Origin of the sequence: Phreatobacter sp., assembly GCF_051860605.1 — a bacterium.
Classification (GTDB): domain Bacteria; phylum Pseudomonadota; class Alphaproteobacteria; order Rhizobiales; family Phreatobacteraceae; genus Phreatobacter.
Genome location: NZ_JBHYDR010000009.1, coordinates 127445 through 148693, shown reverse-complemented (window position 1 = coordinate 148693; position 21249 = coordinate 127445). Strand labels below are relative to the sequence as shown.

General features: G+C 67.1%; 19 protein-coding genes. 4 read left to right on the top strand and 15 right to left on the bottom strand.

The window, feature by feature from the left end:
- Nucleotides 1–2: 2 nt before the first annotated feature.
- From ACTIFS_RS16295 to ACTIFS_RS16265, 7 genes are all read right to left on the bottom strand, one after another.
- Nucleotides 3–1382, bottom strand: a complete 1380-nt coding sequence (locus ACTIFS_RS16295; protein ID WP_439575174.1) for a cytochrome ubiquinol oxidase subunit I — start codon at nucleotides 1380–1382, stop codon at nucleotides 3–5.
- A gap of 2 nt (nucleotides 1383–1384) precedes the next feature.
- Nucleotides 1385–1963 carry a GbsR/MarR family transcriptional regulator gene (locus tag ACTIFS_RS16290; RefSeq protein ID WP_439575173.1) on the bottom strand — a complete coding sequence of 193 codons (579 nt, stop codon included), beginning with the start codon at nucleotides 1961–1963 and terminating at the stop codon, nucleotides 1385–1387.
- Between the two features lie 118 nt (nucleotides 1964–2081).
- Nucleotides 2082–2528 (bottom strand): RidA family protein, encoded by a 447-nt coding sequence (locus ACTIFS_RS16285; protein WP_439575172.1) that lies wholly within the window; start codon nucleotides 2526–2528, stop codon nucleotides 2082–2084.
- Nucleotides 2525–4186 carry an AMP-binding protein gene (locus ACTIFS_RS16280; RefSeq protein WP_439575171.1) on the bottom strand — a complete coding sequence of 554 codons (1662 nt, stop codon included), beginning with the start codon at nucleotides 4184–4186 and terminating at the stop codon, nucleotides 2525–2527. Before ACTIFS_RS16280 ends, ACTIFS_RS16285 begins: the two co-directional genes overlap by 4 nt.
- Nucleotides 4187–4195: 9 nt before the next feature.
- Complete coding sequence (locus ACTIFS_RS16275; protein WP_439575170.1) at nucleotides 4196–5386, bottom strand: acyl-CoA dehydrogenase family protein; 1191 nt, start codon at nucleotides 5384–5386, stop codon at nucleotides 4196–4198.
- A 1-nt stretch (nucleotide 5387) separates the two neighbouring features.
- The gene (locus ACTIFS_RS16270) at nucleotides 5388–6230 is read right to left on the bottom strand and encodes an enoyl-CoA hydratase family protein (RefSeq protein WP_439575169.1); all 843 of its coding nucleotides are present in this window, start codon (nucleotides 6228–6230) and stop codon (nucleotides 5388–5390) included.
- 10 nt (nucleotides 6231–6240) lie between these two features.
- Nucleotides 6241–7023, bottom strand: a complete 783-nt coding sequence (locus ACTIFS_RS16265) for an SDR family NAD(P)-dependent oxidoreductase (protein ID WP_439575168.1) — start codon at nucleotides 7021–7023, stop codon at nucleotides 6241–6243.
- Nucleotides 7024–7191: 168 nt separating this feature from the next.
- Here ACTIFS_RS16265 and ACTIFS_RS16260 point away from each other — a divergent pair, with 168 nt between their 5' ends.
- Nucleotides 7192–9525, top strand: coding sequence for a bifunctional salicylyl-CoA 5-hydroxylase/oxidoreductase (locus ACTIFS_RS16260; protein WP_439575167.1), 2334 nt, complete (start codon nucleotides 7192–7194; stop codon nucleotides 9523–9525).
- 6 nt (nucleotides 9526–9531) lie between these two features.
- On the opposite strand, the gene ACTIFS_RS16255 is transcribed toward ACTIFS_RS16260, so the two are convergent.
- From ACTIFS_RS16255 to ACTIFS_RS16220, 8 genes are all read right to left on the bottom strand, one after another.
- Nucleotides 9532–10104: a Uma2 family endonuclease gene (locus ACTIFS_RS16255; RefSeq protein ID WP_439575166.1), complete on the bottom strand. Its 573-nt coding sequence runs from the start codon at nucleotides 10102–10104 to the stop codon at nucleotides 9532–9534.
- Nucleotides 10105–10159: 55 nt separating this feature from the next.
- The gene (locus tag ACTIFS_RS16250; protein WP_439575165.1) at nucleotides 10160–10960 is read right to left on the bottom strand and encodes an SDR family NAD(P)-dependent oxidoreductase; all 801 of its coding nucleotides are present in this window, start codon (nucleotides 10958–10960) and stop codon (nucleotides 10160–10162) included.
- A 25-nt stretch (nucleotides 10961–10985) separates the two neighbouring features.
- Nucleotides 10986–12302 carry a nicotinate phosphoribosyltransferase gene (locus ACTIFS_RS16245; protein ID WP_439575164.1) on the bottom strand — a complete coding sequence of 439 codons (1317 nt, stop codon included), beginning with the start codon at nucleotides 12300–12302 and terminating at the stop codon, nucleotides 10986–10988.
- A 123-nt stretch (nucleotides 12303–12425) separates the two neighbouring features.
- A complete protein-coding gene (locus tag ACTIFS_RS16240) occupies nucleotides 12426–14060 on the bottom strand; it encodes an ABC transporter ATP-binding protein (protein WP_439575163.1) in 1635 nt (544 codons plus the stop codon).
- Nucleotides 14057–14887, bottom strand: coding sequence for an ABC transporter permease (locus ACTIFS_RS16235; protein ID WP_439575162.1), 831 nt, complete (start codon nucleotides 14885–14887; stop codon nucleotides 14057–14059). Before ACTIFS_RS16235 ends, ACTIFS_RS16240 begins: the two co-directional genes overlap by 4 nt.
- Before the next feature lie 3 nt (nucleotides 14888–14890).
- Nucleotides 14891–15868 carry an ABC transporter permease gene (locus ACTIFS_RS16230; RefSeq protein ID WP_439575161.1) on the bottom strand — a complete coding sequence of 326 codons (978 nt, stop codon included), beginning with the start codon at nucleotides 15866–15868 and terminating at the stop codon, nucleotides 14891–14893.
- Between the two features lie 210 nt (nucleotides 15869–16078).
- Nucleotides 16079–17677 (bottom strand): ABC transporter substrate-binding protein, encoded by a 1599-nt coding sequence (locus ACTIFS_RS16225; protein ID WP_439575160.1) that lies wholly within the window; start codon nucleotides 17675–17677, stop codon nucleotides 16079–16081.
- Nucleotides 17678–17765: 88 nt separating this feature from the next.
- Nucleotides 17766–18614 (bottom strand): VOC family protein, encoded by an 849-nt coding sequence (locus tag ACTIFS_RS16220; protein WP_439575159.1) that lies wholly within the window; start codon nucleotides 18612–18614, stop codon nucleotides 17766–17768.
- 359 nt (nucleotides 18615–18973) lie between these two features.
- Between ACTIFS_RS16220 and ACTIFS_RS16215 the strand changes: the two genes are divergently transcribed.
- Genes ACTIFS_RS16215 through ACTIFS_RS16205 form a run of 3 tightly spaced genes read left to right on the top strand, consistent with a single transcriptional unit; the run spans nucleotide 18974 to nucleotide 21202 of the window.
- Nucleotides 18974–20311 carry an NAD(P)/FAD-dependent oxidoreductase gene (locus ACTIFS_RS16215; protein WP_439575158.1) on the top strand — a complete coding sequence of 446 codons (1338 nt, stop codon included), beginning with the start codon at nucleotides 18974–18976 and terminating at the stop codon, nucleotides 20309–20311.
- A gap of 3 nt (nucleotides 20312–20314) precedes the next feature.
- On the top strand, nucleotides 20315–20884 hold the full coding sequence (locus ACTIFS_RS16210) for a cupin domain-containing protein (protein WP_439575157.1): 570 nt from the start codon (nucleotides 20315–20317) through the stop codon (nucleotides 20882–20884).
- Between the two features lie 3 nt (nucleotides 20885–20887).
- Nucleotides 20888–21202: an NIPSNAP family protein gene (locus tag ACTIFS_RS16205; protein ID WP_439575156.1), complete on the top strand. Its 315-nt coding sequence runs from the start codon at nucleotides 20888–20890 to the stop codon at nucleotides 21200–21202.
- Nucleotides 21203–21249 lie beyond the last annotated feature (47 nt).

Sequence of the window (21249 nt, the reverse complement as noted above, 5' to 3'; positions counted from 1 at the left end):
CCTCAGGCCTTCGCGACCGCGGGCGGCCCGTCGTCGTGGACGAAGGGGATCGCATCCTTGTCGCGCACCGTCGTGCCGGGCTTTGCCGCCTTGCGGGCGAGATAGAAGATCACGCTCACATAGGCCGCCAGAAGGAACAGGTAGGTGACGAGGTAGGCGGCGAGCGTTGCCGCGATCATCGGGCCGGGAACCGCCGAGACGGCTTCGGCCGTGCGCAGCACGCCCGTGACCAGCCAAGGCTGCCGTCCGATCTCGGTGACATACCAGCCGGCAAGCGTTGCCACCCAGCCGGAAAAGGTCATCGCGACCAGCGCCGCCAGCGTCCATCGGGGCAGGGTGCCCCGGCGCCAGAGCAGCCATGTCGCAAGCCACGCGACGAGCAGCATCAGCATTCCGGTGCCGACCATGATGCGGAACCCGAAGAAGACAGGGGCGACCGGGGGATGATTGCCGCGGAAATCGTCGAGGCCGGGCACCACGCCGCTGGGCGAGTGCTTCAGGATGAGGCTGGCGCCATAGGGAATGGCGATCTCGAACCTGTTCTCCCGCGTGCGCTCGTCCGGCCAGGCGAACAGGACCAGCGGCACCGCGCCGCGCGTCTGCCAGTTGGCCTCCATGGCCGCGACCTTGGCCGGCTGGTGCTGCAGCGTGTTGAGGCCGTGGGCATCGCCGACCGCGATCTGCACCGGGATGAGGATGGCGGCCAGCCGTACGGCGGTTCCGAGCGCGGCATGGACGGCCGGACGGTCGTCGCCGCGCAGGCGCTGGTAGGCCGACAGGCCGGCAACCAGGAAGGCAGCCGTCAGCCCGGAGGCAATGACCATGTGGGTCAGGCGGTAGGGCATCGAGGGGTTGAAGACGATCTGCCACCAGTCGACGGCATGGGCCACGCCGTCGCGCATCTCGTGGCCGGCCGGGGTGTGCATCCAGGAATTGAGGACGAGGATCCAGAAGGCGGACAACAGGGTTCCGACAGCCACCAGGACCGTCGCCAGCGTGTGCAGCCAGTTCGGCACCCGCCGGAAGCCGAACAGCATGATGCCGAGGAACCCGGCCTCGAGGAAGAAGGCGGTGAGGATCTCGTAGGCCAGCAGCGGGCCGGCAATGTTGCCGACCTTCTCCATGAAGCCCGGCCAGTTGGTGCCGAACTGGAAGCTCATGGTGATGCCGGAGACGACGCCGAGCGCGAAGGAAAGGGCGAAGACCTTCACATAGAGGCGATAGGCCTCCATCCACTTCTCGTCGCGTGAGACATTATAGCGCAGCTTGAAATAGATCAGGATCCATGACAGCGCGATGGTCACGGTCGGAAACAGGATGTGGAAGGAAATATTGGCGGCGAACTGGATGCGCGCGAGCAGGGTTGGATCGAGATCGGCCATCGTCAGACCTCCTTGCCATCTCTCTTCGACCGCCCGCCGGGCATGACGAAGAGCCTATCCTTCATTTCGAGAACTTTCACGACTTTCGCGCCGAGGGTGAGCAACTGGACCAGTCGCTCGGTCTCCAGCCGTTGCATCTCGGCATACCAGGAGGTCAGAAGCTCGATCAGCTCGTGCATCTCGCGCATGCGCGCCTGCGCATGGCGTTCGTCGTCCGAGGCCGGCGCCTGCATCAGCAATTCGCGCAGCACGGTGAGCGTCGGGTCGATCTCGCGCTTCTTGCGCTCCTCGACCAGGGTGCGGACGATGGTCCAGACATCGTCGGGAGCGGTGAAGAAGTCGCGCCGGTCGCCCGGCATGTGCTTCAGCCTGACGAGGTTCCAGGCCTGCAGTTCCTTCAGGCCCATGGAGACGTTGGAGCGGGAGACGCCGAGGCGCTCGACGAGATCGTCGGCGCAGAGCGGCCGCGGCGAGGCAAACAGCACCGCATAGATCTGGCCGACCGTGCGGTTGATGCCCCAGCGCGAACCCATTTCGCCGAAATGGAGCACGAAGGCCTGGACGAGCGGGGGGAGGTCCATCGGGGGATGGCTTTCTTTATTTCAGTAAAAACTGAAAATAATGAAAGCCGGGCCGGGCGCAAGATGGCCGACAGCGAGATCAGCAGAGTGTGAGGCGCGGCGTGAGGCCGCACCGGACCTAGTCCGGCAGGATCGCGGTCGCCTCGATCTCGATCTTCGCCGCCTTCTCGACCAGGCGCACCACCTGTACCACGGCCATGGCCGGGTAGTGCTGGCCGAAAATCTCCCGATAGGCGAGGCCGAGCGGGCGCAGGTTGGCGGAATATTCCTCGATGTCGGTGACGTACCAGGTCAGCCGCACGAGGTGATGCGGCCGCACACCGCCCTCGGCCAGGATCGCCGCGATGTTGGAGAAGCACTGGCGCGCCTGGGACGCGAAGTCCTCGGCGAAATTGCCCATCACATCCCATCCGACCACGCCGCCGGTGACGACGATGCGACCGCGGGCGGTCATGCCGTTGGCATAGCCGCGCGGCACGGGCCAGCCTTTCGGGTTGAGGGTAACGGGGCGGGCCTCGTCGTCGGCGATCGGGACGGGGATCACGGGCGGAACGGGCCTGGTCATGACACTTCCTTCGCCGCATCGGGATTTTGGGACTGTGCGCGGCCATCGGCCTCGCGGGCGGCCTGCTCTCGCAGCGCGAAGCGTTGCAGCTTGCCCGTCTCGGTGCGCGGCAACCGGTCCACGAAGACGATTTCGCGCGGATATTTGTAAGGCGCGATCTCGTCCTTCACGAAGGCCTGGAGTTCGACGACCAGCGCCGGCGTGACCGTCACGTCCGGCTTCGGCACCACATAGGCCTTCACGATCATGCCGCGCTCGGTGTCGGGCCGGCCGACGACACCTGCCTCCGCGACGGTCGGGTGGGCGAGCAGAGCCGCCTCCACCTCGGGCCCGGCAATGTTGTAGCCGGCGGAGACGATCATGTCGTCGTTGCGCGCCTGATACCAGAAATAGCCGTCTTCATCGGCCGTGTAGGTGTCGCCGGTGATGTTCCATCCGTCGACGACATAGGTGGCCTGGCGATCATCATCGAGGTAGCGGCAGCCGGTCGGACCGCGCACGGCGAGACGGCCCGGGGTTCCGGCAGGCAGGTTCTCGCCGCCGGGTCCGACGACCTTCGCCTGATAGCCCGGAACCGGCAGACCGGTCGCGCCCGGCCGGATGCGGCCCTGCGGCGCGGCAATGAAGATGTGCAGCATCTCGGTGGCACCGATGCCGTCCATCAGTTCCAGTCCGGTTGCCGCCTTCCAGGCATCAAACGTCGCCTTGGGCAGAGCCTCGCCCGCCGAGACGCATTTCTTCAGCGATCGCCAGTCATGGTCGGAGAGGGCACCCAGCATGGCCCGGTAGGCGGTCGGTGCGGTGAAGCAGATGGTCGGTTTAAATTCAGCGATGGCCGGCAGGAGGTCGCCGGGAGGTGCCTTTTCCAGCAGCACGGTCGAGGCACCGACCCGGAAGGGGAACAGGACGAGGCCGCCGAGACCGAAGGTGAAGGCGAGTGGCGGCGAGCCGATGAAGCGGTCATCGGGGTCAGGCTGCAGCACGTTGCGGGAATAGGCGTCGCAGATGGCGAGGAGGTCGCGGTGGAAATGCATGGTGCATTTCGGCTCGCCCGTGGTGCCGGAGGTGAAGCCGAACAGGCAGACATCGTCGCGGTGGGTCGCCACCGCCTGGAAGGCTGCGGGTGCGACATCGGCCAGTCCGTTGAGTTCGCCGAAGGTGACGCTGCGCTTCAGGAAACGGGAGGTGCCGGCCGCCTTCGTCAGTTCGTCGGTCAGCCGGTCGTCGCACAGCGCCAGCGCGATCTCGGCCTTGTCGAGGATCTGGCCAAGCTCCCTGGCGCGCAGCAGCGGCATGGTGGCCACGACAATCCCACCGGCCTTGATGACCGCCAGATAGGCCGCGACCATGGTCGGGTTGTTCGGCGCGCGCAGCAGTACGCGGTTGCCGGGAACGAGCCCGAATTGGCCGGTGAGCACATTCGCGATACGGTCGATGCGGCCGGCAAGCTGGGCATAGGTCCAGCGCGTGCCGTCCGGCGCCACGACGGCTACGCGCTCGCCGCGCCCTTCCGTCACATGCCGGTCGACGAATTCGGTCACGCAGTTCAGGCGTTCCGGATAGTGGAGTTCCGGCCGGTCGAACAGGAAGACCGGTTGGCGCTCGACCGGTGGCAGGCCGCGTGAGGCGAAGGGATCGACATGCGCTGATGCGGCCATGATCGGCTCCTAACCGGCGACCTTCGATGCCGCAGCCTCAGCCGCGGCGAGATGGGCCCGCGCAATGACGACCTTCTGCACTTCGGTCGCCCCCTCGTAGATGCGCAGCGCCCGGATCTCCCGGTACAGTTCCTCCACCTTCTCGCCCTTCTTCACGCCCAGACCGCCGAAGATCTGGATCGCCCGGTCGATGACCTTCTGCGCATTCTCGGTCGCGACCATCTTGGCGATGGCCGCCTCCTTCGTGATCCGCGGCTGGCCCTGATCCTTGGCCCAGGCGGCGCGCAGCACGAGCAGGGCTGCAGCCTCCAGGTCCGCCACCGAGTCGGCGAGGGATGCCTGGGTCAGCTGAAGATCGGCCAGCGGTGCGCCGAACATGTGGCGTCCGCGCGCCCGGCGGGTGGCCTCGTCGAGGGCGCGATAGCCCATGCCGAGGGCTGCGGCGGCGACCGTCGGCCGGAAGATGTCGAGATTGGCCATGGCCATGGCGAAGCCGCCGCCGGGCCGGCCGACCAGCGCATCGGAGGGAAGGCGGCAATTGTCGAAGCGCAGCGTTGCCAACGGATGCGGCGCGATGACGTCGATGCGCTCGGCGATGGTGAAGCCCGGCGCGTCGGGTGTGACGATGAAGGCCGAGATCCCGCGTGCGCCGGGCGCCTCGCCAGTGCGGGCAAAGACGACGTAGCGGTCGGCAATGCCGCCATTGGAGATCCAGGTCTTGGTGCCGTCCAGCCGCCAGCCGCCATCGACCGGCGTGGCGGTGGTAGCGAGCGCCGCGACATCCGAGCCGGCATCGGGTTCCGACAGGGCGAAGGCGGCAATGGCCCGGCCCTCGCGCACCGGCGGGCAGGCGGCCGCTTTCTGCTCCGCCGTGCCGAACAGCGAGATGACACCCGTTCCAAGACCCTGCATGGCGAAGGCGAAATCGGCGAGGCCGTCGACATAGGCCAGCGTGGCGCGCGTCAGGCAGAGCGTGCGCACGTCGAGGCTTTCCGTCAGCCCGCCCTGGTCGCCGGGCACGCAGGCCTTCAGCCAGCCGGCCTTGCCCATGGCCGCGACGAGACGCCGGCAGGAGCCATCGACGTCGTCGTGATCGACGAGGGGAGGGACCTCGCGCGCCGCCCAGTCCGCAAGGCGCACGGCGTGGTCGCGATGACGGTCCTCGAGAAAGGGCAGGGCGAGCAGGTCAGCGGGGAGCATCTCAATCTCCCTCGAAGACCGGCTTCGTCTTCGCGGCGAAGGCCTCGAAGGCGCGGCGGAAATCCTGCGTGTCCATGCAGATGGCCTGCGCCATGGCCTCGGCCTCGATGGCCTCGTCCACCGACATGGTCCATTCCATGTGGAGCATGCGCTTGGTGATGCCGTTGGCGAAGGTCGGACCCGCGGCGATTTCCTCGGCCAGCGCCGTCGCCTCGGCCAGCACCGTTTCGGAGGATGCGAGCCGGTTGAAGAAGCCCCAGGAATGGCCCTCCTCGCCGCCCATCATCCGGCCGGTATAGAGCAGTTCCGAGGCCCGGCCCTGGCCGATCAGGCGGGGCAGGATGGCGCAGGCGCCCATGTCGCAGCCGGCAAGGCCCACCTTGTTGAACAGGAACGCCACCTTGGCGCGGGCCGTGCCGACGCGCAGGTCCGAGGCCATGGCGATGATGGCGCCGGCGCCCACGCAGATGCCGTCGATGGCGGAGACGATCGGCTGCGGGCAAGCGCGCATCGCCTTCACCAGTTCGCCGGTCATGCGGGTGAACTGCAGCAGTCCCGGCATGTCGCGGCCGGTCAGCGGCTCGATGATCTCGAACACGTCGCCGCCGGCGCAGAAATTGCCGCCCGCACCGGTTATCACTACTGTCTTGATCGACGTGTCGAAGGCCAGCGCCCGGAACAGGTCACCGAGCTCGGCATAGCTCTCGAAGGTCAGCGGGTTCTTCCTCTCCGGCCGGTTGAGGGTGATGGTGGCAATCTTGCCCTTCACCTCCCAGAGGAAATGCGTGGCCTGCCATTCGGCGAGCTTCTGACGATGAGGGATGCGGTGGGTCAGGGGCTGCATGGCGCTTCCTTCAGAGTTCGCCGCCTGCCACCGGCAGGGCGATGCCGGTCACGGCGCCGGCCGCATCACCGACCAGCCAGAGCACGGCCGCGGCCACCTCCTGCGGTCGGATGAGGCGGCCGATCGGCATGGATTTCGTCAGCTCCGCCAGCGCCGTCTCGGGCGCGCGCCCGGTCTTCTCGACGATGGTGCCGATCGAACCGGCGACGAGGTCGGTTTCGGTGAAGCCGGGGCAAACGCAGTTGATGGTGACGCCGGAGGCGGCCGTTTCCTTCGCCAGCGCGCGCGTGAGGCCGACGACGCCATGCTTGGCCGCGCAATAGGCTGCGACATAGGGATAGCCGATCAGCCCCGCGGTGGAGGCGACCGAGACGATGCGCCCCTGGCCGCGGGCGACCATGCCGGGCAGGACGAGGCGGATGCCGTCATAGACGGCGGTCAGGTTCAGCGCGACCATGCGGTCGAAGACCCGGCGGTCGAGACGCCGGGCCGGCTGCGTTTCGGCGGCACCGGCATTGTTGACCAGAATGTCGAGGGGCCCGGAGAAGGTGATCGCCGCATGCAGCGCTTCCGGATCGGTGACGTCGGCAACGACATGGCCCGCGGCCTCGCCGGCCTCCACGACCGCCCGCAGGCGCGCCCCGTCCCGGCCGAGCACTGTGACATGGGCGCCAGCGCCGGTGAGGGCCGCCGCGATCGCCCGGCCGATCCCACGGCCGCCACCAGTGACCAGCGCGCGCTGCCCTGCGAGGGGCCGGCCGGCGGGGGAGCGGGGGGCAGTCTCGGTCGCCATCTGAGCCTCCTGCCCGAATGTTTTAAGCTTCAAATAATTCCGGGCAAGGCCCCGGCGGCCCTTGCCGGGATTTATTTTAGACCTAAACTATTTTCCGGATTGGTTCGCAGCGAGCCTCAAGGACGCAGTTGCCTGATGCAAGGCTGCAGGCCGAGATAGGAGATCTCCATGCGCATCGCGGTGATCGGCGGCGGACCTGGCGGGCTCTATTTCGCCATCCTGATGAAGGCCTGGCAGCCGGCCTGCGAGATCACCGTTTTCGAGCGCAACCGGCCGGATGACACGTTCGGCTTCGGCGTGGTGTTTTCCGATGCGACGCTCGACATTTTCGAGCGCTACGACCCGGAGAGCTACCGGGCAATCACCGAGAACTTTGCCTACTGGGACGACATCGAGGTCCATTTCAAGGGATCGGTGCATCGCATCGGCGGCAACGGCTTCTGCGGCTGCTCGCGGCAGACGCTGCTGCTGCTGCTGCAGGAGCGGGCGCGGGCGCTGGGCGTTGCGATGCGCTTCCAGTCCGAGGTCGAGCCGGATCTTTCGGCCTTTGACGGATATGACCTGATTGTCGCCGCCGACGGCATCAATTCGCGCATCCGCGAGGCCAGCCGCGACCATTTCCGCCCCGAGGTGGACCTGCGCCCCAACCGCTTCACCTGGCTGGGCTCGACCCGCGAGCTCGATGCGTTCTCGTTCTTCTTCCGCGAGACCGAGCACGGCATTTTCATCGCCCACACCTACCAGTACGCCGCCGGCCGCTCGACCTGGGTGATCGAGACGGACCCGGAAACCTTCGTCCGCGCCGGGCTCGACCGGATGGACGAGGAGGCCTCCGCGCGCTTCCTCGAGGGCGTCTTCGCCGAGGAGCTGGCGGGCCATCCGTTGATCACCAACCGCTCCCTCTGGCGGCAGTTTCCGATGATCCGGTCGAGGCGCTGGGTGAAGGACAACGTGGTCCTGATCGGCGATGCCAAGGGCACCGCGCATTTTTCCATCGGCGCAGGCACCAAGCTCGCCATGGAGGATTCCATCGCGCTGTTCGATGCCTTTCGCGCGAAGGGCACCGTCAGGGAGGCGCTCGCATCCTATGAGACCGACCGGCGCGAGGAGGTGGAGCGCACCCAGCATGCCGCGGATGTCTCGCTCGTCTGGTTCGAGCATGTCGACCGGTTCCGCGACATGGATCCGCGCCAGTTCGCCTTCGGGCTGATGACCCGTTCAAGGGCGATCACCTACGAGAACCTGAGGCTGCGGGCGCCGGACTTCGTCGCCGAGGCTGACCGCATGTTCGCCGAGACCGTCCCTGGCGCCGACGTCCACCGGCCGCGGCCGCCGCTGTTCCAGCCGCTCGCCCTTCGCGGCATGACGGTGGAGAACCGGGCCGTCGTCTCTCCCATGTGCATGTATTCGGCGGTCGATGGTCTGCCCGGCGACTGGCACATGGTCCATTACGGGTCGCGGGCCATCGGCGGGGCGGGGCTCGTCTACACCGAGATGGTGTGCGTCGCGCCCGAGGCGCGCATCACGCCCGGTTGCGCGGGCCTTTGGTCCGACGCACAGGAGGCCGCCTGGACGCGCATCGTCGATTTCGCCCATGCCAACGGCAAGGCGAAAATCTGCCTCCAGCTTGGCCATGCCGGGCGGAAGGGTGCGACCCGGCTGATGTGGGAGGGCATGGACCGGCCCCTCGCGGAGGGGGCATGGCCGATCGTCTCGGCTTCTCCCATCTCCTACTATCCCGACAGCCAGGTGCCCGCCGAACTGGACGAGGCCGGCATGGCGCGCATCGTCGGGCAGTTCGTGGAGGCGACCGGACGGGCCATCCGCTGCGGCTTCGACATGCTGGAGCTGCACTGTGCCCACGGTTACCTTCTGGCGAGCTTCCTCTCGCCGCTGACCAACACCCGCACCGACAGCCATGGCGGCAGCATCGCGAACCGCCTCAAATTTCCGCTGCGGGTTTTCGAGGCCATGCGTGCGGCCTGGCCTGCGGAGCGGCCGATGTCGGTGCGCATCTCGGCCACCGACTGGGCCGAGGGCGGGATCACGGAAGCCGATTCCATCGCCATCGCCCGTGCCTTCGCCGAGGCCGGCGTCGATGTCGTGGATGTTTCCACCGGGCAGACCACCCCGCAGAGCCGTCCGGTCTATGGCCGCATGTTCCAGACGCCGTTCTCGGACGCGATCCGCAACGAGGCGGACGTGAAGACCCTCTGCGTCGGCAACATCACATCGGCCGACCAGATGAACACGATCCTGGCCGCCGGCCGGGCCGATCTGGTGGCGCTCGGACGGCCGCATCTTGCTGATCCGTCCTTCATGCTGAAGGCGGCCGCCTGGTATGGCGTCGACATCCACCAGCCGCCGCAATATGCGCCGGGCAAGGACCAGGCGCTGCGCAATGCGGTCAGGGAGCGTGCCGACTTCGAGGCGTTGAAGGTCGCGGCCAAGCCCAAGCGCCATGCGAAGGGCAGCTTCGGCACGCAGGCGGCGGCAGAGTAGATCCGCTCAGACCAGGTCAGCGAGGCGCAACGCAACAGCCGTCAGGTCCGGATGGATGGGGCTCAGGGTCTCGCCGCGTCCGAGGCGCCTGATGCTGCCGTAGCCATCGGCGCGCGGCTCGCGATGGATGGTCACTTCAAGCGACTGCGCGTTGATGACCCAATAGTCCGTCACACCGGCCTGTGCCATCAGCCGGGCCTTCGGGCCAAGATCGAAACCGAGGCTGGAATCGGAAATCTCGATCACCAGCATGGCGCGGTCGGCGGTCAGGCGCGGCGCCTCGCTGTAGCGATAGAGAACGATATCGGGCTCGACGAAGGTGAAATCGTCGAGCTTCAGCGTCGGCTCGATGCCGACGGCGAGATCATCAGGCACCGCCCGGATGAGCGCCTTGGTCAGGCGGTTCTGTACGCTCTGGTGGAAGTTGTTCTTGGAATTCACCCGGACGAACTCCCCCTCGATCAGCTCGAGCCTCTCGTCAGGCCCGATGATCCCGGTTTCGACCATGCGGAAGGCATCCTCGACAGTGAAGAGCCGCCGGGACAGGTCATCGGCCTTGGGGGTGACCATCACGTTCATGGTGGCCTCCTTCTCGGGGAAGCATAGCAGCCGTGGCGAGGCCGGTCACGACGCATCACCGGCTCGCTGCCGATAGCCCTCCATCGACCGCGATCTCGGCGGCGGTGACATAGCGCGCCTCGTCGGACACGAGAAACAGCACGGCCTGCGCGACATCCCACGCATCGCCCATCTTGCCCGTCGGCACCTGCGCATTGCGCGAGGCGATGAGTGCCGATGCGTCGCCGCCCGCCACGGTCTTCGCCAGCCGGTGCTCGACCAGGGGAGTGTGCATCAGTCCGGGGATCACCGTGTTGCAGCGGATCGCCTGCTTCGCATAGGTCACGGCGATCGACCGCGAGAAGCCGAGAATGCCGAGCTTGGCGGTGGTGTAGGCGACGTGCGGCCGGTCGGGCAGGATGCGCACGCCCGCGATCGAGGACAGGTTGACGATGGCGCCGCCGCCCTGCTGCTCCATGACCGGAATGACATGCTTGCAGGCGAGGAAGGCGGTCTTGAGGTTCATGTCGAGCTGGCGGTCCCAGACCTCCTCGCTCATCGTCACCGGATCGCCGGGCGCCGAGCCGCCGACATTGTTGACGAGAATGTCGATTCGGCCGAAGCGGGCGAGGCAGTCGGCAACGGCTGCTTCCACCTGGGAGGCGGACGTCATGTCCACCGCGCGCGCGGCGCAGGTTCCGCCCTCGGCCTCGATCAGGCGCATGGTTTCTTCCGCGGCGGCCAGCGAAATGTCGGTCCCGTAGACGCGCGCGCCCTGGCGGGCGAGCAGCACGGCGGTCGCCTTGCCGTTGCCCCAGCCCTCGCCGACCGAGCCGGCACCGGAGATGAAGGCGACCTTGCCGGTCAGGTCATGCATGACGAATGCTCCTGCAATGGTGCGTTCAGACGAGGACGGACTGGGCCTTCATGCCTGCCGTGCCGAAGACGCGGCGATACCGTTCGATCTCGTCCTTCGGACCGGTCGCCTTCAGCGGATTGTCGGAAAGCTTCACCGCGGGCCGGCCATTGGCCTCGACCACCTTGCAGACCACCGAGATCGGCGCCAGCGCATCGGCGTCGCCATTCGGGACGCAGCCCTTGAAGTCGTTGGTGAGATTGGTGCCCCAGCCATAGCCGATGCGGACACGGCCTGCGAAATGCCGGGCGGTGGCCTCGATCGAGTCGATGTCCATGCCGTCGGACAGGATGACCAGCTTCCGTGCCGGATCCCGGCCCTTGTCCTGCCACCAGCGGATCAGTTCCTCGGTGCCCTCCATGGGTTCCTTGGAATCGGGCCGGGCGCCGGTCCAGTCGGCCACCCAATCCGGCGCATGGGCGAGGAAATGGGCGGTGCCGAAGCAGTCCGGCAGGATGATCCGCATGTTCTGGTCGTAAATGCGCGCCCAGTCCTGGAGCACCCGGTAGGGGGCGCTCAGAAGGTCCTCGTCCGTCTTCGCCAGCGCCGCATAGACCATCGGCAGTTCGTGCGCATTGGTGCCGATGGCCTCCAGGCCAAGGTCCATCGCAAGCTTCATGTTGGAGGTGCCGGTGAAAACCTCCGGCCCGAGCCCGTCGGCCATGGCCTCCATCATCCAGTGCTGCCACAGATAGCCGTGGCGGCGCCGGGTGCCGAAATCGGAGATCTTGAGCGTTCCGACCTCGTCCTTGAGGCGGCGCAGGCGCTTGATCTTCTCCCAGGCCTTCGCCTTGGCATTGGCGTAGAGGATGTCGAGCTCCAGCTTCGACATGGAGCGCATGGTGGCGCGGGCGCGCAGCTCGTTAATGATGGCGAGCGCCTGCACCTCCCACATCGTGGTCTCTGCCCACTTGCCTGCGAAGGTCAGTTCGAACTGCCCGTCTCGCTTCTCGAGCTGATAGTCGGGCAGGCGGAAATCCTTCAGGAAGGTGAGATAGTCCGGCCCGAAAATGCGCTCGCGGCCATAAAACGTATTGCCGGCGAGCCAGATCAACTCCTTCGGCCGGAAGCGCAGCTCGCGGGCATGATCGAGCTGGTCGCGCAGCTCGCGTTCCTCGATCACGTCGGCGAGGCGGATGGAGGTGGTACGGTTGGTCAGGGCAAAGGTCGCGTTCACCTCCGGGTGGAAGCGCCGGATGAACTGCTGCATCGAGAACTTGTAATAGTCGGAATCCAGCAGCGACCGGATGATCGGGTCGAGCTTCCAGGTGTGGTTGTAGACGCGGGTCGCGATGTCGACCATGGACGGGCCGTTTCCTTGCCGGCAGGGGCGCGGACCTTACCACCCCGGTCGAGCCTGACCAGCCGTCCGGCAGGCCGGTGGCTGCAAGGCAGCCGCGCAGACCGGTGCCGCTGAGCCGCCGGCTCAGGCGGGGACAGCCTCGCGCGACAGACCGAATTCGCGGCCCGGAATCGAGGCAAGCAAGGCTTGCGTATAGGGGTGCTGCGGCTGGCCGAAGACCTCGCCGATGGGGCCGGCTTCCACCACCTCGCCGTTCTTCATCACCGCGACCAGGTCGCAGACCTGCGCCGCGACCCTCAGGTCATGGGTGATGAACACGATGGACAGGCCGAGCCTTTCGCGCAGGTCCGCCAGGAGGCGCAGCACCTGCGCCTGCACGGAGACGTCGAGTGCGGAGACTGCCTCGTCGGCCACCAGCACTTCCGGCTGCAGGGCAAGCGCCCGGGCAAGGCCGATGCGCTGGCGCTGTCCACCCGAGAATTCATGCGGATAACGCTCGGTCGAGGCCGGATCGAGGCCGACGAGGGCAAAGAGCTCCTTTGCCCTCGCCAGCGCGTCGGCGCGGCTCAGACCATGGACAATGGGGCCCTGCGCAACCAGTTCGCCCGCCTTGCGCCGCGGATTGAGCGAGCCGAACGGGTCCTGGAACACCATCTGGATATGGCGCGTCTCGCGGCGCATCTCCTCGCGCGTCAGCTTCGCCAGGTCCCGGCCGTTGAGATTGATCACACCGGTATCGGGATCGATCAGGCGGATGATGCAGCGGGCCAGCGTCGACTTGCCCGAGCCGGATTCGCCGACAATGCCGATGGTTCCGCCCCTGGGCAGGCTCAGCGAGACGTCCTTCACGGCGTGGGTGACGCGAACGCCGCGCCCCAGAAAGCCGCCGGTGCGGAAGGTTTTCGACACGCCGTCGACTGTCAGGATCACATCGGTGGCGAGGCTGCGCGGAGGCGGTGCCTTCAGCGGCGGGACGGCAGCGATCAACTGCTTGGTATAGGGGTGCTTCGGCCGGTTCAGAATCTCGTCGGCCGGACCCTGCTCGACGACCAGCCCGTGCTGCATCACCGCCACCCGGTCGGCGATCTCGGCGACGACGCCGAAATCGTGGGTGATGAACAGCACTGCGGTGCCCTTGCGCGATTGAAGGTCCTTGATGAGGGCGAGGATCTGCGCCTGCGTGGTCACGTCGAGGGCGGTCGTCGGCTCGTCGGCGATCAGCAGCTTGGGGTCCAGGGCGAGCGCCATGGCGATCATGGCGCGCTGGCGCTGGCCGCCGGAGAGCTCGTGCGGATAGGCCCGGGCGGCAAGCTTCGGATCGGGGATGCGCACCTCTTCCAGAAGGCCCTGGACACGCCCGGCGATCTCGGACTTCGACAGCCGCGTGTGGATCGAGAACATCTCGCCGATCTGGTCGCCGATCGTGCGCAGCGGATTGAGCGCGGTCATCGGCTCCTGGAAGATCATGGCGATGCCCGCGCCGCGCACCTCACGCATCTCCGCCTCGGAGAGTTGCGTCAGGTCGCGCCCGCCGAACAGCACCTTGCCGCCGTCGATGGTCACGCCGGCCGGCAGGAGCCGCATGATCGCGTTGGCGGTCATCGACTTGCCGGAGCCGGATTCGCCGACCACGCAGAGGATCTCGTTCGAGGAAATGCTGAGCGAGACATCCTTCATCGCATGGGGCCGGTCGGCGCCCGGCGGCAGGCGCACGGACAGGGCGTCGAGAACGAGGACGCTTGGGTCGTGTTGGGTCATCGGCCCTTCAGCCTCGGATTGAGGGCGTCGTTGAGGCCCTGGCCGACCAGCGAGACGGCGAGCACGGTAACAAGGATGGCGATGCCGGGAATGGCGGACACATACCACTGCACGCGCAGGACATCACGGCCGAGGCCGATGAGGTTACCCCAGGACGCGACGTTGGGGTCGGACAGCCGCAGGAAGGCGAGGGCGCTTTCCAGGAGGATCGACACCGCCATGACCACGCTCGCATAGACGATGACCGGTGGCAGGGCATTCGGCAGGATCTCGCCGAAGATCAGCTTCATGTCCTTGAGGCCGAGCGTGCGGCCGGCCTGTACGAATTCCCGGTTCCTCAGCGACAGGAACTCGGCGCGCGTGAGCCTTGCCGGTGCCGGCCAGGAGACGATGCCGATCGCGATCGTGACATTGACGATGTTCGAGCCGAAGACCGCGACCAGGACCAGCAGAAGCAGGAAGTTCGGCAGGGTCTGGAAGGCCTCCGTGATGCGCATCAGCACATTGTCGACCCAGCCGCCGTAATAGCCCGAGAGCGCGCCGATCGCGATGCCGATGACGATGGCGATGACGGTTGCGACCCCGCCGATCAGCAGCGAAATGCGCGCGCCGTAGAAGATCTGGGCGGCGATATCGCGGCCCGAATTGTCGGTGCCGAGGGGAAAGCGCGGATTGGAGAAGGGCCAGAGCAGCGGACGCCCCGCAAGCGCCAGCGGATCGCGGGGGAAGAGGAAGGGGGCCGACAGCGCCATGGCAATGACGACGATGAGCAGGACGAGGCCGACAATGGCCGGTGGCGAGCGGAAATAGGCCTTGAGGAAGATCATCGCTCAGGCCCCCGAGGTGATGCGCGGATCGAGCCGGGCATAGACGAGGTCGACGAGGAAATTCACCGTGATGACCAGCAGAGCCGAGACGAAGATGATGCCCAGCAGTGTGTTGAGGTCGCGCTGCACCACGCTCTCATAGGCGAGCCGCCCGAGGCCGGGCAGCGAGAACACGCTCTCCACCACCACCGAGCCGCCCAGCATGGTGCCGGCCTGCAGGCCGATCAGCGTCACCATGGGCAGCAGGGCGTTGCGCAGCACGTGGCGGACTATGACGCGCGTCTCGTCGAGGCCCTTGGAGCGGGCCGTGCGGACGAAATCGAGGTTCAGCACCTCCAGCATCGAGGCGCGCATGATGCGCAGGTAGATGGCGAGGAAGATGAGCCCGAGCGTCAGGGTCGGAAGCACCAGATGCCGGGCGATGTCGAGCGTGCGCATGATGCCGCTATGGCTGGCGGTGATGTCCTCCAGGCCGCCCGCCGGCAGCCATTGCAGGTAGATGGAGAAGACGACGATCGCCATCAGGCCGAACCAGAAGGAGGGCGTCGCGTAGAAGATGAGGCCGACGGTCGAGATCAGCGTGTCAGGCCATTTGTTGACGCGGCGCGCGGCCAGAACGCCCAGGATCAGGCCGAAGAAGAATGCGAAGGACAGCGATGCGGTCATCAGCAGGATGGTCGCCGGCAGGCGTTCGGCAATGACGGTCGCCACCGGCTTGCCGTAGATCGCGGAGAAGCCGAGGTCGAAACGCACCAGCCGCCACAGGTAGTTGGCAAGCTGCGCCGAGACCGACAGATCCAGCCCGTAGAACTGGCGCAGTTCCTCGGCCATGCGCGCGTCGCCGCCGCCCATCTGCGCCATCATGGCGTCGACGGTGTCGCCCGGTGCGAACTGCAGCAGCAGGAACACGCCGATCAGGATCAGGAACAGGGTGGGGATCGAGGCGGCAAGGCGCCGCCCCGCAAGGCTCAGGATTCGCATGGGTTCAGTTCGCGGGCGAGAACGAGGGATACGACGCGGCACATGGCTGAACAGACCCTTCCCGTCATCCCCGGCCGAGCGAAGCGAGGGGAGGGGATCGAGGCTCCTTCATCGTTTCACTCGGTCTGCGGGGTCTGCTGCTTGCCCCTCGGCCTGTCCTGACGGCCGTGCCGGGGGACGTCCAGTGTCACGCAGGCGTGGCGGTCGCCGTCACTCGGCCAGCCACAGGTCGTGCCAGGTCGAGGAGCCCCAGCGCGGCGTGTTGGAATGGTTGCGGGCCTTGGCGGTGATGGTGGTGACGAAGATCTGCTCGATCGGCATCCAGATCATCAGTTCGCCGTTGGCGCGCTTGACGAAATCGGCGTACAGCGCCTTGCGCTTGGCCGCATCGACCTCGGTTGCGGCGTCGTCGATGATCTTGTCCAGCGTCGCATCCGCCACGCCCCACTGGTTGGTCCAGGGCGCGCCGGCGGGCTGGCCGGACCGGTACCAGACGGTGGTCGAGACCGCCGGGTCGTTGCGATACTGGTGCCAGCCGGTGGCAAGGTCGAAGGCGTGCTCGGCATAGACCTGGCGCAGGAAGCCGGCGGCGTCGTTGCGCACCACCTCGACACGCACGCCAACCTCGCCGAGCGACTGCTGGATGAAGGTGGCCCAGAGCGAGATATCCTCGCCCCACGGAGCGGGGAGAAGGCGCAGCGTCAGGCGCACGCCGCCGGCGCCCGGCCGCAGGCCGGCCTCGTCGAGCAGCCGCATCGCCTTGGCCTTGTCATAAGGGTATTGCGGCGTGTCCGCGCCCGGATAGAAATCCGTCGAGACCGAGGGGATCGGGCCGGTGCCGGCCTTGGCGAAGTCGCCGAGGAAGTTCTCGATGAAGAACGGCACGTTGATCGCGTGGGCGAGCGCCTGACGCACCTTCAGGTCGGCCAGTTCCTTGCGCCGGAAGTTGAACTCCAGCGTGTTGGTGCGGGCATTGCCCTCGTTGCCCTTGGTCGAGACGACGAAGCGCGGATCCTTGGCGAGCCGCGCCATGTCCGAGATGGTCAGGCCGGAGAACGGCGAGTAGTGGAGCTGTCCGGCCTCCATCTGCGCGGCGGCGGCGGCGCGGTCGGTGATGACGCGCCAGATGACGCGGTCGAGATAGGGGGCGCCGCGCCAGTAATTGTCGTTCTTCTCGGCGATAACGTGCTGGCCGCGCTCGTAGGAGACGAACTTGAACGGGCCGGTGCCGACAGGCGCGAGGTTGCGCGGGTTCTGGCGGATGTCGCCGCTGTCATAGAGGTGCTTGGGCGAGATGTAGCCGAGGTCCGGCAGTGCGCGCAGCAGCAGGTTGAGCGGCATGGGCCGCTCGTAGCGGAAGATCGCGGTATGCGGGTCGGGCGTGTCGACCGCGGTCAGGAACAGCTGCAGGGTGGAGCCGTAGTTGAGCAGCTTCTTCCACATTTCCATGGCGGTGAACTGGACATCCGCCGAGGTGAACGGCTTGCCGTCGTGCCAGGTGACGCCGCGGCGCAGCTTGAAGGTGATGGTCTTGCCGTCGGGCGTGGATTCCCAGCTCTCGGCGAGCAGGCCGACCGGCTGGCCATTGGCGTCCAGATCGACCAGCGGCTCCTGAATCTTGCCGCCGATGATGTAGACACCGGTGGAAGCCTGGAGGCTGGGGTTCAGCATGCGCTGCTCGGCGCCATAGTGAACCGTGAACACCCCGCCGCGGCGCGGCGTCTGCTGCGCGAAGGCGCGCATCGGATCGATCACGTTGGCGGCGATGGCGGCTGATGTCATCAGCGCGGCGCGGCGTGTCAGGTTCATGGTGGCCTCCTGGCGGTGAGCGGATCGGTTTGGCGATGATGGCGGGAGCGGCCCGCCACCGGAAGCACTGAATGACGGCGTGGCGGGCTCAGTGTGGCACGAAACTGACGATCACGCCGTTGGCGCGGGCGGCCGGCACGCTGAGGCCACCATCGCCGTGGGCGATGGCTCCCGACGCCTTGCCGGCGGCCGCGAGATCGGAGGTGGCGAGCACCAGCACGGCGGCCCCCTCGGTGGTGGCGCCGGCGCGCACCGCGTCCGGATAGAGGCGGCTGAAGGCCGCGGCGTCATAGAAGAGGAAGTCGGCGCGCTTGCCACCGGATGGCACGCGCCAGCCATCGGGGGTCTGGCTGGCCGGCTCGTCGATCAGGCCCGCCATCTTCTCCGCCGCAGCCCTGGGGTCCGCGGTCAGGACCTCGATGCGCGCGATGCGGGTCGCGCCGTTGGCATGGTTCAGAAGCTCCGGAATCCACACGGTCTCGCGCGTCAGGTGCTGGCAGGCGAAGATGCGCATCCCGCCGGGGTTCTGGTCGAGCGGCCAGCGGAACACGTTGAACTTGGCCTCGCCCGTGCCGCCGCCGGGCAGGTCCACCGGACGGCCAAAATGAACCGGGCCGAGCGGCTCCAGCCCGCGCGCCTTGAGCTCGGCCGCGCCACCCGCCGCGTCGTCGGTGGTGAAGGCGGTGCGCTCGATGCCCTCGCGCCTGGCCACGAAGTCGCGCGTGGGCTTGTTCTGGTCGGTCTCGACCAGCACGCCCAGCAGTTCCAGATAGTCATCAGCGAACATCATCGTGTAGTTGCCGGTTCCCAGATGCGGCGAGTGGGTGCCGCGCGGGGAGACGGTGAAGCCGAGCGCGGCCCAGGTCCTGGCGGCCGCGTCGAGATCGCGCACCGTGATGACCACGTGGTCCGCCCCGAGAATATGTTTGAGCGGCATGCCCTGCTCCCCCGTCTGACAATTTCACAGGCAAGTTGACCCTAATGCATCTGCCGAGGCAACGCATCAGGCCCGGCAGTTTTGGAGGGCCACCGCTGCGCTCACGTCATGGCTATCGAGAAATATCATTCTCGAACTGAGAGATTCAATCCAGCAAGAAGCAATAATAATTCTATAAAGTTCATATTATGTAGAACGATATACTATTTGTTCTATGTCTATTGCAAATCCGACAGCCGGTCCGCGACCCCTCGCCGCGGCTGCTGCGGCGGCCCTGCGCCTGCCGCACTTGTGAGCGCCGGGCCATGGGGCTTTCATGTCCCTTCACAGATCATGCCACACTCGCGGAAGAAGTCTTCATGTCCGATCCCGGCGCGCCCGCTCCCGTTACCTGGCCACCGTCCCTGTGGGCGGCCACCGCCCAGGATGGCCCCGTGCTGTCCTCCCTGAGCGGGGAGGTGGCCGCCGACGTGGTGGTGATCGGCGCCGGCTTCACCGGCCTGTCCACGGCCATCCACCTGCGCGAGGTGGGCGTGTCGGTCATTGTTCTGGAGGCGGCCGAGCCGGGCTGGGGCGCTTCGGGGCGCAACAACGGCCAGGTGATCCCGACGCTCGCAGGGCATGACCCTTCGGCCATGACCGCCCGGCACGGTGAAGCCGGCGAACGGTTCAACGCAGTGCTGCGCGACAGTGCCCAATATCTGTTCGATATCGTCCGCCGGTTCGACATTCCCGCCGAGGCCGAGCAGGCCGGCTGGGTGCAGCCGGTTCATTCGCCGGGGCGTTTCAAGGTGGCCGAGAAGCGCGTGCGGGAATGGTCCGGGCTCGGAGCGCCGGTCGAACTGCTCGACCGCGAGGCGATGGCAAGGATGCTCGGCTCGCAGGCCTGGTTCGGCGGCTTCTGGAACCGGACGGGCGGGCATATCAACCCGCTGGCGCTCGCGCGCGGGCTCGCGCATGTGGCCACCGGCCTCGGCGCAACGATCCATGCGCGCTCGCCGGTGACCGGGTTCGTCCGTGAGGGAGGCGGATGGGTGGCGCGCACGGCGGCAGGCTCTGTGAAGGCGAAGGCGCTGGTGCTGGCCACCAATGCCTATACGGGCGAGTTCGCGCCGGACCTTGCCCCCGACATCGCCCGCGAGGTCATTCCGATCCTGTCGTGGCAGATGGCCACGCGGCCGATCAGCGACAATGTCGCAAAAACCATCATCCCGGACCGGCAGGCCATGTCGGATACGCACCGCGAGCTCTATTTCGCCCGCTGGGATGCCCGCAACAGGCTGGTGACCGGCGGCGCAGCCGTGGTGCCGGGGCAGGGCGGCGCGAATATCAGGCGACAGGTCGCCGCGCGGCTCCAGGCGCTCTGGCCGCAGATCGGCGAGGTGGAGTTCGACTATGTCTGGTCCGGCTATGTCGGCATGACGCCGGACAATCTCCTCAAGCCCCAGGTGCCGGGCTTCCCGCGCTTCCACCGGCTGGGTCCCGACGGCTATGCCTGGGCGGGCTGCAACGGCCGGGCCGTGGCGCTGTCGATCTCGATCGGCCGGGAACTGGCGAAACTGACGCAGGGTGTGCCGGAGAAGGAGCTTGGCCTGCCGTTCTCCGAGCCGACACCGCAGCCGCTCCAGCCGCTGATCCGGCGCATCGCGCCGTTCGCCCTGCCGCTCTATCGCTATCTCGACCGCAAGGAGGTCTAGGCGATGGACCAGATCCCAGCCGAGGTGAAGGTCTTCGGACCGGAGGAGAGCCCGTCCTTCTGGCAGCCGGTGCCGGCCAACGGCTTCGTGCGCTGCGTCCTCAACCCGAAGACGGTGCGATCCGAGAGCCGCTTCTCCATGGGCACGCAAACGGTGGCACCAGGCTGTCACATCCGCGAGCACACCCATGACCGGCACGAGGAGGTGATCCACCTGACGGCGGGCCGGGGCTTTGCCCGCATCGACGGCGAGGATCTTGCCATGGAGGCCGGCTCGACCGTGTTCATCGGCCGCGACCGCAGGCACGGCTTCGTTAATCCGGGTCCCGAGCCGATGACCTTCGTCTGGTTCCTGATGCCCGGTGGTCTGGAGGACTTCTTCGCCGCCATCGGGCGCGAACGGACGCCCGGCGAGCCCGCGCCCGAGCCCTTCCCGCGGCCGGCCGATATCGCCGAAATCGAGAAGCGCACGGTGTTCGGCTGGACCGATCCGAGCCACAATCCCCAGGCGGCATCGCAGGAGGCGGGCACCGGCGCGCCTCAGGACAATGCGTCGAAACCGGCGAAAGGCTGATCCATGATCGTCGAGGAACGCGATTATCGCATCAAGGCCGGGCATCTGGCCGAGTTCGTCTCGCTTTACGAGGAGTTCGGCCTGCCGCTCCAGAAGGAACTGCTCGGCACGTTCCACGGCTATTTCACCAGCGAGACCGACGAACTCAATCATGTCGTCGCCTGGTGGTCCTACGAGAGCCTGGACGACCGGCTCGCCCGCCGCGACGGGATGATGGCGGACCCGCGCTGGCAGGATTATCTCGCGCGGGTGAAGGGGCTGGTGGAAACCCAGCACGTCCGTTTCCTCAGGCCGACGCGCTTCTCGCCCCTGCGCTGACAGGCAAGGTGCCATTGCGGCGCGAAACGGCCGGGTGCTAAGAGGCG

Bases quoted from the DNA above. Each gene is read 5' to 3' on its own strand.
- ACTIFS_RS16295 (WP_439575174.1), bottom strand. From the start codon at position 1,382: ATGGCCGATCTCGATCCAACCCTGCTCGCGCGCATCCAGTTCGCCGCC.
- ACTIFS_RS16290 (WP_439575173.1), bottom strand. From the start codon at position 1,963: ATGGACCTCCCCCCGCTCGTCCAGGCCTTCGTGCTCCATTTCGGCGAA.
- ACTIFS_RS16285 (WP_439575172.1), bottom strand. From the start codon at position 2,528: ATGACCAGGCCCGTTCCGCCCGTGATCCCCGTCCCGATCGCCGACGAC.
- ACTIFS_RS16280 (WP_439575171.1), bottom strand. From the start codon at position 4,186: ATGGCCGCATCAGCGCATGTCGATCCCTTCGCCTCACGCGGCCTGCCA.
- ACTIFS_RS16275 (WP_439575170.1), bottom strand. From the start codon at position 5,386: ATGCTCCCCGCTGACCTGCTCGCCCTGCCCTTTCTCGAGGACCGTCAT.
- ACTIFS_RS16270 (WP_439575169.1), bottom strand. From the start codon at position 6,230: ATGCAGCCCCTGACCCACCGCATCCCTCATCGTCAGAAGCTCGCCGAA.
- ACTIFS_RS16265 (WP_439575168.1), bottom strand. From the start codon at position 7,023: ATGGCGACCGAGACTGCCCCCCGCTCCCCCGCCGGCCGGCCCCTCGCA.
- ACTIFS_RS16260 (WP_439575167.1), top strand. From the start codon at position 7,192: ATGCGCATCGCGGTGATCGGCGGCGGACCTGGCGGGCTCTATTTCGCC.
- ACTIFS_RS16255 (WP_439575166.1), bottom strand. From the start codon at position 10,104: ATGAACGTGATGGTCACCCCCAAGGCCGATGACCTGTCCCGGCGGCTC.
- ACTIFS_RS16250 (WP_439575165.1), bottom strand. From the start codon at position 10,960: ATGCATGACCTGACCGGCAAGGTCGCCTTCATCTCCGGTGCCGGCTCG.
- ACTIFS_RS16245 (WP_439575164.1), bottom strand. From the start codon at position 12,302: ATGGTCGACATCGCGACCCGCGTCTACAACCACACCTGGAAGCTCGAC.
- ACTIFS_RS16240 (WP_439575163.1), bottom strand. From the start codon at position 14,060: ATGACCCAACACGACCCAAGCGTCCTCGTTCTCGACGCCCTGTCCGTG.
- ACTIFS_RS16235 (WP_439575162.1), bottom strand. From the start codon at position 14,887: ATGATCTTCCTCAAGGCCTATTTCCGCTCGCCACCGGCCATTGTCGGC.
- ACTIFS_RS16230 (WP_439575161.1), bottom strand. From the start codon at position 15,868: ATGCGAATCCTGAGCCTTGCGGGGCGGCGCCTTGCCGCCTCGATCCCC.
- ACTIFS_RS16225 (WP_439575160.1), bottom strand. From the start codon at position 17,677: ATGAACCTGACACGCCGCGCCGCGCTGATGACATCAGCCGCCATCGCC.
- ACTIFS_RS16220 (WP_439575159.1), bottom strand. From the start codon at position 18,614: ATGCCGCTCAAACATATTCTCGGGGCGGACCACGTGGTCATCACGGTG.
- ACTIFS_RS16215 (WP_439575158.1), top strand. From the start codon at position 18,974: ATGTCCGATCCCGGCGCGCCCGCTCCCGTTACCTGGCCACCGTCCCTG.
- ACTIFS_RS16210 (WP_439575157.1), top strand. From the start codon at position 20,315: ATGGACCAGATCCCAGCCGAGGTGAAGGTCTTCGGACCGGAGGAGAGC.
- ACTIFS_RS16205 (WP_439575156.1), top strand. From the start codon at position 20,888: ATGATCGTCGAGGAACGCGATTATCGCATCAAGGCCGGGCATCTGGCC.